Source organism: Streptomyces sp. WM6372 (genome assembly GCF_001279655.1).
Taxonomy (GTDB): Bacteria; Actinomycetota; Actinomycetes; order Streptomycetales; family Streptomycetaceae; genus Streptomyces.
In genome coordinates this window covers 91,596-105,992 of the sequence record NZ_LGDB01000160.1, presented here as the reverse complement: position 1 = coordinate 105,992, position 14,397 = coordinate 91,596, and the positions used below count along the sequence as shown (strand labels likewise).

The following is a 14,397-nucleotide window of genomic DNA, read 5'->3' as shown; positions in this document are numbered from 1 at the left end:
CACCCTGGGATCGAGGGACTGCCCGTGATCCAAGCCACCGGGGACGCGAACGCCCTGGAGCGGGCGCGGAACGCTTCCGCCCGCGGAGCGTGGGCGGACGCCTACGCCGGGTATCTGGAGGCCCGGGAAGCGGGCGGCCTCGGTCCGGCGGAGCTCGCCGAATTCGCCGACGTCGCGTACGCCGCCGGACACCTCGACGTCACGATCGAGACCTGGGAGCAGCTCCACGGCGAACTGTCCCGGCTCGGCGAGGACACCGCCGCGGCCGGGGCCGCCGTACGCGTCGCCATGCACCTGCTGTTCGACACCGCCCTCATGGCACCCGTACGGGGCTGGCTGCGCCGTGCGGAGCGCCTCCTCGACCCCACGCCGGTGACCGGAGCGCACGCCTGGTTCGCGGCGGTGCGCGCCTTCGAGCGCTGCCTCAGCGGCGACCTCGAAGCGGCACGGGACTGGGCGGAGCGGGCGATCCAGACCGGCTCGCACACCGATCCGGCGGCAGCGGCGGTCGGGCGCGTGGCCCAGGCCCGGCTGGTGATCCTCGACGGCGACGTCGGACGGGGTCTGGAGCTCCTGGGCGATGCCGGCACCGCGGCGATGTCCGGCGACCTCGACCCGCTGTCGACCGGAGTCGTCTACTGCGAGGTGGTCTGCGCACTCCAGGGCCTGGCCCAGTACGACCTGGCCGAGCAGTGGACCGAGGCGATGGAGCGGTGGGCGCGCACGAACGCGATCGGCAGCCTGCACGGCCGGTGCCGGGTGCACCGGGCCGAGATCCTGCGCCTGCGGGGCCAGTGCGCGAGCGCCGAGCAGCAGGTGCTGACGGCCTGCGACGAGCTGCGCCCGTACGTGCGGCGCGAGATGGGGTGGCCGCTGACGGAACTGGGCCGGATCCGGCTGCGGCGCGGCAACCTGACCGGTGCCGAGGAGGCATTGCGCGCCGCACATCGCCTCGGGTGGGATCCCGAACCCGGTCTGTCGCTCGTCCGGCTCGCCGGCGGCGACGTCGACACCGCGGCCGAAGCGATCCGGGAGGCGCTGGCCCGGCCGCTGCCGGTGCCGTCGAAGGAACTGCCCCCCACCTCCGAGCTGCGCCGGGCACCGCTGCTCGACGCACAGGTCAGGATCGCCGTTGCCCGCGCCGACCCGGAGACGGCGCGGGTCGCGGCCCGCGAGCTGGAGGAGGTGGCGGTCCGCTTCGAAAGCAAGGCGCTCGCCGCGTCGGCCCTGCGAGCCCGCGGGGAGGTCCTGCTCGCCGAGGGCGATGCGGCAGGCGCGTCGGCGTCCTTCGCCGACGCCGTCCGCGGCTGGAGCGAGGTCGGCGCCCCCTACGAGACGGCCGAGTGCCGTCTTCGCCTCGCGGACGCGCAGGGCGCCCTGGGCAACCTCCAGGCCGAGAGCCTTGAGCGGGAGGCAGCGCGTACCGAGCTCGCTCGGATGGCCCGCGCGCCCGGGGCCGTCGAGCCGCAGGCTGACTCGGCTGACTCGGCTGACTCGGCTGAGCCGGATGCGGCCGAGCCGCTCCCGGCCGAGCCGGACACGTTCGTCCGGGAGGGCGAGTACTGGAAGGTCGTCTTCGACGATCGGCGCGTGACCGTCCGCGACAGCAAGGGCATGCACCACCTCGCCCGGCTGCTCGCCGCGCCGGGCCGGGAGATCCACGTCCTCGACCTCACCGCCGCGGACACCGCCGACCCCGTCGCCGCCGCCGGGCTCGCCCGCGCCGGCGACGCCGGTCCCCTCCTGGACGACCGCGCCAAGCAGATGTACCGCCGGCGGCTCGCCGAGATCGAGGACGACATGGAGGAGGCCCGCGCCGACAACGACATCGCCAGAAGGGAACAGGCCGCATTCGAACGCGGATTCCTGATCGACGAACTCGCCCGGGCCGTCGGGCTCGGCGGGCGCGACCGGCACGCCGGCGCCGCCTCCGAACGGGCCCGCGCCGCCGTCACCCAGGCCGTGCGCAAGGCCATCGGCCGCCTCCGCGAAGCCTCTCCGGCCCTCGGTGACCACCTCGACCGCACGATCCGCACGGGGACCTACTGCGTCTACGTCCCCGACCCGCGCGCATCTTCCCCGTGGTCCATCTGATGGGTGAACGCGGGCGGCCGTCGGAGCGGGGGCCGTGGCCCGCCCTGAGCGCCCGGACGCGGGCCGCCCGAGAAGGTCGGCCGAAGAACGGGTCGTCCACGACGTGGACCCAGCCGCCGCCTTGCCGGCGTCGTGACGGTGGAGCCGGAGGAGCCGTACATCGACGAAGGCCAGGTACTGACCTCGGGCGGCGTCGCCGCGGGCCTGGACCTGTCCTTGCACCTCGTCCGCCGCGATCACGGCGCCCGTCTGGCGAACCAGCGGGCCCGCCTGCTGGTCACGGCCCCCCACCGCGCCGGCGGTCAGGCCCAGTTCGCCGACCTGCCGGTGACCGTGTCCGCCTCCGACGGACCGGCGACGGTGTACGAGTGGGCCCTCGGCCACCTGCACCGGCCGCTCACCGTCGACCAGTTGGCGCGCCGGGCCGGCGTGTCCCGCCGCACGCTCATCCGTCGCTTCCACGCCGACACCGGCCGGCCCCCCATGCGCTGGCTGCTCGACGCAAGGCTCGGCCTCGCACGGGAGCTCCTGGAATCGAGCGACCTGACGGTCGAAGCCGTCGCCCGGCGCTGCGGCCCGGGCACGCCGGCCACCTTCCGGACCCTCTTCAAGGCACACGTCGGGGTTCCGCCGCGCACCTACTGCGGGACGTTCCATTCCCCTGCTCTGAGCGACCGTTGATGCCGCCAAAGTCGACGACCGCACGGGACGCGATCCCCGCGGCCGGTCGCCGCGGTGCCGAGTCCGGCCGCCCCTTCGGCAAGGCGTCGATCCCGTTGTCACGCAACGACCCCGGACGCTGTGGTACTCGACTCCGCAGACACCCCTCTGGGGTTTCGGGTCGGCAAAATGGTTTGAGCTCGGGCGGCCGCACCGACAGGATCGGGGAACACCGATGAGTTCTTCCCGGCGCCGCGGTCTGTCAGTGTGACCCGCCCCCCTGCGGAGGACACTCAGATGACGGAAGGCACCATGCCCGCGCCACACGCAACGCCCACCCTCCCGCCCGCCCGCGTCACCGCCGTGCTGCGGATCCTCGTGCTGTCCACGTTCGTCGTCCTCCTCAACGAGACGATCATGGTCAACGCGATCCCGCGGCTCATGCGCGATTTCGAGGTCACCGCGGCAGCCGCAGGGTGGCTGTCCACGGCCTTCATGCTCACCATGGCTGTCGTCATCCCGGTGACGGGGTGGTTCCTCCAGCGAGTGACGACTCGGACCGCCTTCTCCCTCGCCATGGCACTGTTCCTCACCGGCACGGCCCTGGCCGCGGCCGCGCCCGCCTTCTCCGTACTGCTGGCCGCCCGCGTCATCCAGGCCGGCGGCACCGCGGTCATGATGCCGCTGCTCATGACGACGCTCATGACCCTCGTGCCCCCGCACGACCGCGGCCGCGTCATGGGTAACATCACCCTCGTCATCTCCGTCGCACCCGCCCTCGGCCCCGCCGTCTCCGGTGTGCTGCTCCAGCTGGGGTCATGGCGCCTGCTGTTCTTGGCCGTGCTTCCCATCGCCGGAGCCATGGCCGTGTTCGGTCGGCGCAACCTGGTCAACATCGGCGAGCCGCAGGCCGTCCCCATCGACTGGATGTCCGTCCCCCTGGCGGCAGCGGGCTTCGGCGCCCTGGTCTACGGCCTGAGCGGGCTCGGTGCCGGGAACGCGGCCCAGGCGCCCGTGCCCCCGGAGGCGATCACCCTGGTCGGCGCCGTGCTCGTGGGCCTGTTCGTATGGCGACAGCTGGCACTGCAGCGCTCGTCCGCACCGCTGCTGGACCTGCGCGCACTGACGTTTCGTCACTTCTCCGTGGCCCTGGCCCTGATGTGCCTGTCCTTCATGGCCCTCATGGGTGCGTTCATCCTGCTGCCGATCTACTTGCAGGAGGTGTGCGGCCTGACCTCACTGCAGACCGGGCTGCTCCTCATCCCCGGCGGTCTGACCATGGGCCTGCTCGGACCACAGGTCGGCAAGCTCTACGACCGACTCGGCGCACCACGCCTGGTCGTACCCGGAGCCGTACTCACGGCGCTCTGCCTCGCGCTGTTCGCTCTCACGGGCGAACGGACCTCGCCGTGGCTGGTGCTCGCCCTTCACGTGGCCCTGAGCGCGGGCATGGCGCTCGTCTTCACCCCCGTCTTCACCTCGGGCCTGTCCGTACTGCCGCCGCACCTCTACCCCCACGGCTCCGCCATCCTGGGCTCCCTCCAACAGGTCGCGGCCGCCGCCGGCACCGCCCTGGTCATCAGCGTCATGTCGGGACACGCCGCCACGGCAGCCTCCGAGGGCGCCGACGCCACCGGCGCCCTCGCCACCGGCATCCGGTGGGGATTCGGCATCGGCGCCGTGCTCGGCGCCCTGGCCGTGCTGGTCGCGTTGCTGATCCGCACCCCGCCGGCTCCGCAACAGCCCGCTGCGCCGGAAGCCCAGGACGAAGACGGCACCACGACGGACAAAACCGCCCACACACCCACCTGACGCCCTGGTGACCGGCCCGGTGTCCGCCGCGACGAAGGGGGCGCGGTTCGACTGCGGCCGACGGCCCGTCCGGTCGTGCCCCTGTCTGCGGTGCCGCCATCTCCCCTCGACCGTACGAGCGCAGGTCAGGTGAGTACGCGTACTCACTCCGAGACCGGCCATCGCACCCATCCGCCGCGTATCCCGCTCGCATAGCGTCCTCGTATGCCCCACGAGACAGTGCCAAGCGCCGCCGCCCCTGACCCGAGCCGGTCCAAGGCCTCCTCTTGCCTCCTCGGCGCCCTGGGATGCGCAGGCGCGGCGCTCGTCGGCGTACTCGTTCTGGTCGTCACGCTCGCATGGGGCTCATGGGGGTCGACGGACTACCGACGTGTCGCACCCGAGAAGATGGCGGACCGCGCCCTCCAGAGTTCCCAGAAGGCCTACGAGGTCATGGGGTTCAAGCGCACCATAGAACCCGGAGTCGAGGACATCGGCGTCAGCACGGAGAACACGTACGGCTCCAGCTTCTGCTACGACGGGGGCCTGCTGGGGCTGGACGACAAGACCGTCGACGGCGCCTACTCGATGAGCCACAGGTGGGCACTGGACCACGTGCCGGCGAGCCAGGCGGTCCCCGGCCTCCGCCGACTGCGCCGGTTCTTCAAGGACAACGGCTGGAAGGTCACGTCCTACGGCGAGGGCGAGCAGGGCAGGGACTGGGAGTTGTTCGTCCAGCGGGACGACGGCGACGAGCGGATGTCCTTCACCTGGTACCCGGACCGGGAGTACTTCACCGGCAGCGCCGGCATGCCCTGCGCCTACGACCCGCAGTGGAAGAACGGCGACGTCGGCCCTGCCGGGGACGGCCAGAGGCCGCCCGCCTTCGGACCCGCACGGCCGGACTAGGAGACCAGGAAGTTCTTCGTCTCCTGGTGGTACAGCGACGGCACCCACGCTGACCAGCGGAAACGTCAGTCGATGCGCCCCCTTGGTCTGGGTCGGTCCGGAGCTGGTCCGCGACGGTGAGGGCATCGGGGAGCGGCCACCGTGCGGGGCTCCCTGCCGCGATCTGTCCCCGGTGGACGCCCTCTCGCCACTCGTATGGCGCTGAGGTTCCGAACGAACGTCGCGGAGGTTCAAGTACGCGCCGTGTCGGTATTCCTAGGATTCGACGGCAGATGGAAAACCCGGGCTGTTCCGGGATGGGTACGCACCGAGGACAACTGGAGCCCGCTCGCGGCTGATCAGCCGGTTCCACGCCTTCTGCGCGCCGAGCTCGGAGGCGGCCGAGCGAGGTACAGGGCCGGCCTGACGAGAACCATCCCGACTTCTCGGCCCCTTGAGTACATGCAAGCAATCGGCTCTTCGATCGTCGAGGAGCCTTTCCTGAAACCCGGTGGTCGGACAGTGCTGCCGTGGGAAGCGGAGACATGATGGGCCAGAGTCCTTATGACCATGTCGTTGTGGGAGCGGGGACAGCGGGGTGCGTGATCGCCTCCCGGCTTTCGGAACGCCCGGGCGTGCGGGTGCTGTTGCTGGAGGCGGGAGCCCGGGACGCGACCGAGGTGATGGCATCTCCTTGGGGGTTCCTGGGGTTCGACCCGTCATCCCTCTGGCTGGGCGCCTCGACCGTGCAGGCCGGTACAGGCAGGGCCGCTGACGTGCTGCGCGGTAAGGCGCTCGGCGGATCGTCGAGCATCAACGGCCTCTACCACCTGCGGGGGCACCGTTCCGCTTACGACGAATGGCCCGGACTCGGCGCTCCGGGCTGGGGTTTCGACGATCTGCTGCCCTATTTCCGCCGCAGCGAGAGCACTCGCCGTCGTGATGCCTCCGTGCGGGGCACGGACGGGCCGGTCGTGGTCGCCCCGGTCGCGGAACCCCATCCCCTGGCCACGGCGGGCGTCGACGCCGCGGTGCAGGCCGGGTTCACACGCGCCGATGACATCGGCGGCGGGCTGGAGACCGGGTTCGGGTGGAGTGACATGAATCTGCCCGGCGGCGCCCGCCAGAGCGCGGCCGACGCCTACATCCGTCCGTTCCTCGACCGGCCGAACCTGGACGTCGTCACGGACGCGACCGTACAGCGGCTGCGCATCACCGCGGGCCGCTGCACCGGCGTCGAGTACACCGTGGGTGGCGAGCACCTGTCCGTCGAGAGCACCGAGGTCGTATTGACCGCGGGGGCCATCGGTTCCGCGCACCTCCTGATGCTGTCGGGGATCGGCCCGGCACGACACCTTGGCGACCACGGCATCGGCGTCGTCGCCGACCTGCCGGGAGTGGGATCCCATCTGCAGGACCATCCGATGGCGGCAGTGGTGTACGAGGCCCGCCGGCCCGTACCGTTCGTTCCTGCCAACCCACCGGCCGAAATGATGGGCCTGCTGTACAGCGACCCCGCCGCGGACCGGCCGGACCTTCAGGTCTACGTCGTCGCCGCACCGCTCCCGTCGGCGTGGGGCCGGCCGCCGGCCGACGGCTACTCCATAGCCTTCTCCGCGATGGCTCCGCACAGCAGCGGCACCGTGCGCCTGGCGGACGCCCATCCCGCCAGTGCTCCCGTCGTCGACCCGGGCTACCTGAGCGACGACCGTGACCTGGAGGTCATGCGCAAGGGCCTGGCAGTGGCACGCCGCATCGGCGAGGCCGACGCGTTCGCCGACTGGCGCAAGCAGGAGGCGGTGCCGGGCTCCGAGACGAGCGGCGAATCCGTGGAAGAGTTCATCCGCAAGGCTTCCGGCCCCTACTTCCACTTCACCGGTACCTGTCGCATGGGAACCGACGCCGATGCCGTCGTCGATCCCGCGAACCTTCGCGTACATGGGATCGCCGGGCTGCGGGTCGCCGACGCCTCGGTGATGCCGTCCATCCCCTCGGCCAACACCAACGCGACCGTCTACGCCATCGCCGAACGGGCTGCCGAACTGCTCGACTGAGCCTTCTTCTGCGCCCACGGCGCTTCCACAACGCGCTTCATCCCCCCGTCGTGCGTCGAACACGGCCCCGACCGGCCTCATCACCCCTCCTCAGACAGGAGCACCACCATGTCCGAAACGCTTCAGGCCACTGACGTCGTCACCTCCGACGCCGACCTGCTCGACCGGACCGCGAGCGCCGTGCGCGCCGCCGGTGCGGCGCTGCGCGAGCGTTTCGGCGATGTGGTCCGCTACGAGACCCGTGAAGAGCTGATGCGTGCGCTCGCCGCAAACGACGACACGGCCCTGGACATCCTGCGCCCCCGCCTCACGAGCCTGCGCCCGGAGGCCGGCTGGGTGGAGGACGAGCTGGACGGCGGGGCGCTGCCGAGCGGCGAATGGTGGGTCGTGGACGCTGCCGAAGGCAACGTCAACCACCTGCACGCCCTGCCGGACTGGGCGGTGACGGCCACCCTCGTGCGGGAGAACCGGCCGGTGCTCAGCGTGGTCCACCTGCCGCTGACCGGCGAGACCTACACCGCCCTCACCGGCGCGGGCGCCTACCTCGACGGCCGGCCGCTGCACGTCTCCCCGACCGCGGACCTCGCCCTGGGCATCGTGGCCACCAGCCAGGCCCGGCCGGACGAGGACGAGACGGTCGTACGGCGCGTCGGCTCCTCGATCACCGCGATGCTCTTCGACGCGCTCGTCGTCCGCACCGCCGTACCCGCGACCCTGCACCTCACGAACGTGGCCGCCGGCCGGATCGACGCCTTCTGGCAGTTCGCCGGTGCCCGGGCGGACCTGCTGCCCGGGGCGCTGCTCGTCACCGAGGCCGGCGGACGGATCTCCGACGCCGAGGGCCGCCCTTGGACCCCGCAGAGCGAGAGCTTCCTGGCCGCCGCGCCCGGCGTCCACGCCGAAGCCGTCGCCACGCTCTCCCGCTGACCCCGCACACCACAACCCGCACCCACGCAAGGACCAGAACATCATGACCACGATCGCAGTGCTCGGAAACGGCCGCGTCGGCGGCAACCTGGCCGCAGCCCTCATCCGGGCAGGGCACGAGGTGACCGTCGCGGACCGCGCGCAGGGGGCCGCCGCCGATGCCGCCCGGGCGGCCCGGATCGTCATCAACGCCACCCCGGGCGCCGGCTCCCTGGAACGCCTCGCCGCCCTGCGCGAAGAGCTGTACGGCAAGATCCTCGTGGACGTCTCCAACGCCACGGTCGACGGACCCGACGGACTGCCCGCCGACCTCATGTACCCCGGCTCCAGCCTCGCCGAGCAACTCCAGGCAGCGCTCCCCGAAACACAGGTCGTGAAAACCCTCAACACCATGCTCTTCCCGGTGATGACCGCACCGGCCACGCTCACCCAGGCGCCGACCGCGTTCCTCTCCGGCGAGGACCCGCTGGCCAAGCAGACGGTCGGCGAACTGCTCACCGACCTCGGCTGGCACAAGGAGTGGATCACCGACCTCGGCGGGATCCGGACCGCCCGCGCCACAGAGGCCGCCATCCTCTTCGTGCCCCACGTGATCCGGTCCGGGGGATTCGCCCCCTTCGCGATCTCGATCGCCCGCTGACCGTCGAGCCGCACAAGCTGCAGGTGACCGGAGCCGGCACCGGCACGGATGGGTTCCCGGTGGGACACGATCGCGACGGGCTGATCTGGGCCGAGACGGATGTGCAAGCACGATCGGCATGGCCCGGGCAGCACCTGCCTGGGCATGGCCGACGCCATCGGCCCACACCGCGAACTGCGCGCCGGCCACGGAACGGGGGCGAACCGACCACCGCGGCGCGTACTCGGGTGATCAGCTCATCTCGCCGAACCAGAAGCATCAGCTCTGCCTCTCGGGCGCTGCAATGCGAGCCGTCCATAGGAAGATTGGCACGGTGTCCACATGGGTCATGGCGCCGTCCTGCGGAACACGATCACCACAGGACGGCGTTGGAGCAATGAAGACGAGAGGATCGCAGAGGGATGCACGGTACTGGAGCGGAGGTCGACGGCGCGCGCGGGGCGTTCGCAGTGGACTCGACCGCCCCGGACTCCGCACCGCGGGGACTCGACGTTTTCCGGCGCGGGTGGCAGACGCAGGTCGGCGACGATGTCTTCCAACTGCCGGCCTTCAGCCCGGACACGATCGGTGACTTCCGGGTCAAGGGCAACGTTGCCAAGGTGCACGGCGCGGCGATCGCCGATCTCCACGCCGCGTCGGCAACCCGGACCGCGGACGTCCCGGGCGGCGATCAGGATCTGGTCGCCATGTACGTCGTGCGGAGCGGCGCATGGACTCTGGGAGGCCCGTCCGGTCACGGCGACCGGACCGTGTCTGCCGGGCAGTTCCTCGTGCGGCACCTCGGGAGCCTGACGGCCTTCGAGACGACGGCGCACCTCACGGCGAAGTTCCTCGTCCTGCCCCCCGGCGAGCTCAGACCTCTGCTCGGGAACCGGGTCATCACCGGGCCGGCGGACTCGGCCGAGATGCGCTTGCTGACGACCCTTGCAGACATGATTCACATGACCGTGGCCGAGCTCGGCGCGGCCGGTGTGGCAGCTGCCCAAGGCACCCTGATCGAGCTGACCAAGGCGGTGGTGAAGGGCCGGTTCGACGACGTGGAACCCCGGTTGGCTCCCGCGCTCGCCCAGGCAGCCAAGGACCTCGCGGACCGTCGGCTCGCTGATCCCGAACTTTCCCCGGCGATGCTCGCGCGTGAACTCAACGTCTCCGTCCGTACGCTGCACCGGGCGTTCGCCGCGGTGGGTGAGCGGGTGAGCACCTACATCCGCCACCGGCGACTGCATGAGGCCCGGCTCGCCCTTGTCTCGCCGTCAGGGCGCCTGAGCATTTCGGAACTCGCCGCACACTGGCAGTTCGCGGACGGCAGTCACTTCACCCGAGCCTTCAAGAAGCACTACGGTCAGACTCCCACCGAGTACGCCCGCTCGACCGGAGCAGCCTCGCTCTCGCCGAACCGGCACCCGCCGGGCCGCGGTCCGGCCGAAAGCGCGTGACCGGAACGACACAGTGCTCCGCATCTCGTAGCTCCCTTGGAGGGGGCTGGTCCGAGAACGGTCCGGATCTTGGTCCGGACGGTCCTGGGGTGCCCAGCGTGTCCCCGGCGCTCGCCGGCCGAAGACGCGAGACGGTCTGTCCCACAAGACGCTCGGGATCTTCGCCCCCTTCTCTGACATCCATCAGGCTGCCGAGGACCCGGTCACGTCCGCATTGAGGGTGAGCGGACGACCCGGGCCCGAGGCTGTGGTCGTCTTACCGCCAGGGTGCCTGGGTGCGCTGACCCTGGCGGGCCGCAGGCTGATCGTCGAGCACGACGACGGCACCGTGATCGCCCGCGCCGATGCGACGGCACAAGGCCGAGGCACCGGGCACCGCCGGTGCGGGTGGTCCGAGGACGATCAGTCGGCGGAGGTTGCGGGCAGGGCGGGCCTGAGGAGCAGCCGGTGCCACGCGCGTTCCAGGGTCCGGCGGGCGTCGCCGGTGGAGTGGGCGGTGTCGCCGAATGCGTCCACGGGGTCGCCTCCTACTGTTTCGGCGCGCGCTGCTGGAGGGCGGTGCGGCCGGCCACGGACATGACGAGCGCGAAGAAGACCAGCGGAATCGCCAGACCGGAGAACAGGGCGCTGCGCCACAGCACCAGCGCCAAGGCCGCGTGGAGGATGAGCAGCGCGACGGGGAGCGCCATCCCGAGGACCTCCCGGCAGCCGCGCGCCACCAGGAGGAGGGGGCGGCGCAGGTGGGGCGGGACCCGCCGGGCCTGCCACAGCAGCCAGCCTCCCCAGCCGCCGACGAGCACGGCCGCGCACGCCAGGCAGGTGACGAGGGCGTCGGTGCCGGCGGCGCCCGCACGCAGGTGTGCAGAGCCCAACGCCACCGCGACGGTTCCGGCGAAGGCCACCCAGCGGGAGCCCATCAACGTTTCCCAGGCCAAATTCTCCAGGTTGTAGCGGGCATGGCGGTCGTCCAGGTCGAGGGCAGCGGCCTGGACGAAGCCCTCGGCGGCCCGGGTCCACGAGCCGGGACGGAGCCAATGGCGGTGCAGATGGAGCAGCGAGAGGTTGTTGTGGGCCGCGCTGCTGTCCGGGTTGAGGCGCAGCGCCGTCTCGTAGGCCTGCCGGGCGACGCGGTGGTTGCCGGTGCGGTGGGCGGTCAGGCCGAGGAGGACGTACGCGTCGCTCTCCTCGGGGGCGAGGGCGACGGCCGTGCGGGCCGACTCGTATGCGGCCCGCTTGCGCTTCCTGCGGCCGCCGCGGTCGAGGACGATGCCGAGGGTGTAGTGGCTCGCCCAGAACTGCGGGGCGAGTTCGACGGCGCGCCGGGCGGATTCCTCGGCCTGCTTGTGCTCCTTCAGGGCGAGCAGGACGTGGGTGTGCACCAGCCGGGCGCTCACCGACTCGGGTGCGACGTGCAGGGCGTGTTCGACGGTGGTGAGCGCCTGCCGTTCGTCGCCGAGGCGGTGCCGGCAGCGGGCGAGCAGCACGAGTGCGGCGGCGTCGTCGGGGGCGCCGGCGAGGTGCCGGGCGGCGAGTGCGGCGGCCTGCTCGTGGCGCCCCAGGTCGAAGAGGGCTTCGGCCTGTTGCAGGGCCCGGCTCATCAGACCTTGTCCCGGTCGTGGGTGATGCTGAGCAGGTTCGGTACGAGTGCCAGCCAGAACAGGACCTGAGGGACGGTGCGCTCGCTCCACGGAAGAGCGACGAGCAACAGCGCGCACAGGGTGGCCCAGGTGGCCTGGCCGAGCACGACCCTGGGCCAGAACGAGCGGCGCACGAGCGCGAACACGGTGAGCCGTGCCCCGGTCCGCAGCCGCCGGTAGCGGCGCCAGGCTCCGAAGCCCCACACCGCGGCCATCAGGGTGAGCGCCCACAGCCGGGTGCCGAGATGGACGGGCAGCTCCTTCGCCTCGCCCCCGGCGGGGAAGACGTCGACGGTGACGGCGGCCATGACCAGACAGAGCAGGGCGAGCCATCGGGTGCCGCGGAGCATCCGGTAGACGGCCCTGTCGAGGTCCTTGCGGAGCGCGTCGGAGTGCGGTGCGGCCGCGAGCCCACCCGCGTACAGTTCGGCGGCCCGGGCGGCGGAGGTGCCGGCCTTGGCGGCCTCGCGCTCGGTGGACACGGTGACGGCGAGGGTGTGCGTGGGGTCGACGCGGAGGATCTGCCGGATGGCCTCGTCGGCCAGCTCTGTCCGCTCGTGGAACGTGGCGACCTTGTGCATGGTCGCCCACGTGTAGGTCTCCTCCGGTCCCTCCCGCACCGCGACCTCGGCGTGCTCGAGCGCCTCCTCCGGGCGGTCCGGGGCCAGTTCCAACAGCAGCTCGGCGAGCTGCCGTCGGGGGCCCCAGGCATACGGATCGATGCGGATCGCCAAGCGCTGCGCCGCCTCCGCCTCCTCGAGCCGCCCCAGGTGGCGCAGGGCGTAGCCGCGGACGAAGTGCGCATCGAGGAAGCCCGGTTCGAGCCGCAGGGACTCCAGCGCGGCGGCGAAGGCTTCGGAGTACCGGCCCAGGGTCAGCTGGCACTGGCCGAGCAGGCTCCACGCCTGGTGGTCGTCAGGGTCCTCGGCGAGGCGGCGGCCGACCGCTTCGCGCGCCTCCTCCGGGCGCATCATCTCGTAGAGCATCCGGGCCCGTTGGACCTGTGGGTGTGTCGTCACAGCTTGCGCTTCTTCTTCAGGTAGGTGACCAGGTCGTCGTAGATGCCGCCGTCGTTGGCGAACATGGCGACGTTGCGGGCTGAGGCGAACCAGGATTCGCTGGACGGCTTGATCTGCTTGGCCGCGTTCAGGAGGTCCCTGGTACCGATCATGCGGACGGTGCCGGAACGGGCGGAGTCCAGGAGCGCGTACTCGGCCGCGCTCTCGCAGAGATGGGCGAGGTCGGCACCCGAGAAGTCCTCGGTGACCTTGACGATCTTGCCGAGATCGACGGACTCGATGGGGCGCTCGCGCAGGTGGTAGCGGAGGATCGACTCCCGGGCCGGGGCGTCGGGCGGCAGCACGAGCAGGGTGCGGTCCAGGCGGCCGGGGCGGCGCAGGGCGAGGTCCACGTCCCAGGGGACGTTGGTCGCGGCGAGCACGAAGACGCCTTCGTTCTGTGCGGCGTTGATGCCGTCGAGCTCGGTGAGGAGCTGGTTGACGACGTTGCGCAGACCGCTGTGGTGCATGCGCGAGCGCTTGGCGCCGAGCGCGTCCAGCTCGTCGAGGAAGACCACGCAGGGCGCCTGGCGGCGGGCGGCCTCGAAGATGTCGTGGACGTTCCTCTCCGAGGTGCCGATGTACATGTCGAGGATGTCGGAGAGCGAGATCGACATGAAGCCGGCACCGAGTTCGCCGGCGACGGCCCGCGCGATGAACGTCTTGCCGCAGCCGGGCGGGCCGTAGAGGAGCAGGCCGCCGCGCAGCGACTTGCCGTACAGCTTGCGGAGTTCGGGGTTGCGCATCGGGGCGAGGAAGGCGGCTTCGAGCCGGTCCTTGACCTGCTGCATGCCGCCGACGTCGGCGAGGCTTACGTCTCCGGGGGCGTCGATGTCCCAGGCGGACGCATCGGCCGGGTCGCCGCTGCCGTCCGCGGTCAGGGGGGCCTCGGTGGCGTCGCCCGCGTCGGCGGGGTCAGCGGGATCGGTGGAGCCGGAGGCGAAGCGGGGGCCGACGACGCCGGCGACTTCCTGCTCGGCGGCGGCCCAGTCGAAGGCGGGGGGCGGCGTGCCGACCGTGGGCAGTTGCATGGCGCGGACCATCAGGTCCCGTACGGCTTCGTCGCCCGGCGCGTGCTGCAGCGCGACCGCGGCTTGCGTGACGGCCTCGTCGTGCTTCCCCTCCGCGAGGAGCATTTCGGTGAAGTGCAGCCGCAGCGGCACGTCTTCGGGAGCGGCGGCGACAGCGGCCCGCAGGCTACGGATGAGAGGT

At 71.7% G+C, this 14,397-nt stretch carries 11 protein-coding genes; 8 read left to right on the top strand and 3 right to left on the bottom strand.

Features of this window, described 5'->3' with window-relative positions; translation table 11 throughout:
- The first annotated feature begins 24 nt into the window (after nucleotides 1-24).
- From ADK52_RS13380 to ADK52_RS43600, 8 genes are all read left to right on the top strand, one after another.
- Nucleotides 25-2,094: a transcriptional regulator gene (locus ADK52_RS13380; RefSeq protein WP_234343710.1), complete on the top strand. Its 2,070-nt coding sequence runs from the start codon at nucleotides 25-27 to the stop codon at nucleotides 2,092-2,094.
- Nucleotides 2,095-2,226: 132 nt separating this feature from the next.
- The gene (locus ADK52_RS13375; protein WP_063783831.1) at nucleotides 2,227-2,775 is read left to right on the top strand and encodes a GlxA family transcriptional regulator; all 549 of its coding nucleotides are present in this window, start codon (nucleotides 2,227-2,229) and stop codon (nucleotides 2,773-2,775) included.
- A gap of 276 nt (nucleotides 2,776-3,051) precedes the next feature.
- Nucleotides 3,052-4,566, top strand: a complete 1,515-nt coding sequence (locus ADK52_RS13370) for a DHA2 family efflux MFS transporter permease subunit (RefSeq protein ID WP_234343709.1) — start codon at nucleotides 3,052-3,054, stop codon at nucleotides 4,564-4,566.
- A 204-nt stretch (nucleotides 4,567-4,770) separates the two neighbouring features.
- On the top strand, nucleotides 4,771-5,454 hold the full coding sequence (locus tag ADK52_RS13365; RefSeq protein WP_078988292.1) for a hypothetical protein: 684 nt from the start codon (nucleotides 4,771-4,773) through the stop codon (nucleotides 5,452-5,454).
- Between the two features lie 524 nt (nucleotides 5,455-5,978).
- On the top strand, nucleotides 5,979-7,487 hold the full coding sequence (locus ADK52_RS13360) for a GMC family oxidoreductase (protein WP_053689994.1): 1,509 nt from the start codon (nucleotides 5,979-5,981) through the stop codon (nucleotides 7,485-7,487).
- Between the two features lie 108 nt (nucleotides 7,488-7,595).
- Nucleotides 7,596-8,414 carry an inositol monophosphatase family protein gene (locus tag ADK52_RS13355; protein ID WP_053689993.1) on the top strand — a complete coding sequence of 273 codons (819 nt, stop codon included), beginning with the start codon at nucleotides 7,596-7,598 and terminating at the stop codon, nucleotides 8,412-8,414.
- Nucleotides 8,415-8,457: 43 nt separating this feature from the next.
- Nucleotides 8,458-9,054, top strand: coding sequence for an NADPH-dependent F420 reductase (locus tag ADK52_RS13350; protein WP_053689992.1), 597 nt, complete (start codon nucleotides 8,458-8,460; stop codon nucleotides 9,052-9,054).
- 449 nt (nucleotides 9,055-9,503) lie between these two features.
- Nucleotides 9,504-10,490, top strand: coding sequence for a helix-turn-helix domain-containing protein (locus ADK52_RS43600; RefSeq protein ID WP_078988295.1), 987 nt, complete (start codon nucleotides 9,504-9,506; stop codon nucleotides 10,488-10,490).
- Between the two features lie 527 nt (nucleotides 10,491-11,017).
- Here ADK52_RS43600 and ADK52_RS13340 read toward each other — a convergent pair.
- Genes ADK52_RS13340 through ADK52_RS13330 form a run of 3 tightly spaced genes read right to left on the bottom strand, consistent with a single transcriptional unit; the run spans nucleotide 11,018 to nucleotide 14,348 of the window.
- On the bottom strand, nucleotides 11,018-12,088 hold the full coding sequence (locus tag ADK52_RS13340; protein WP_053689990.1) for a tetratricopeptide repeat protein: 1,071 nt from the start codon (nucleotides 12,086-12,088) through the stop codon (nucleotides 11,018-11,020).
- The gene (locus ADK52_RS13335; protein ID WP_053689989.1) at nucleotides 12,088-13,146 is read right to left on the bottom strand and encodes a tetratricopeptide repeat protein; all 1,059 of its coding nucleotides are present in this window, start codon (nucleotides 13,144-13,146) and stop codon (nucleotides 12,088-12,090) included. Before ADK52_RS13335 ends, ADK52_RS13340 begins: the two co-directional genes overlap by 1 nt.
- Nucleotides 13,143-14,348 carry an ATP-binding protein gene (locus ADK52_RS13330; RefSeq protein ID WP_420714855.1) on the bottom strand — a complete coding sequence of 402 codons (1,206 nt, stop codon included), beginning with the start codon at nucleotides 14,346-14,348 and terminating at the stop codon, nucleotides 13,143-13,145. Before ADK52_RS13330 ends, ADK52_RS13335 begins: the two co-directional genes overlap by 4 nt.
- Nucleotides 14,349-14,397: the final 49 nt, after the last annotated feature.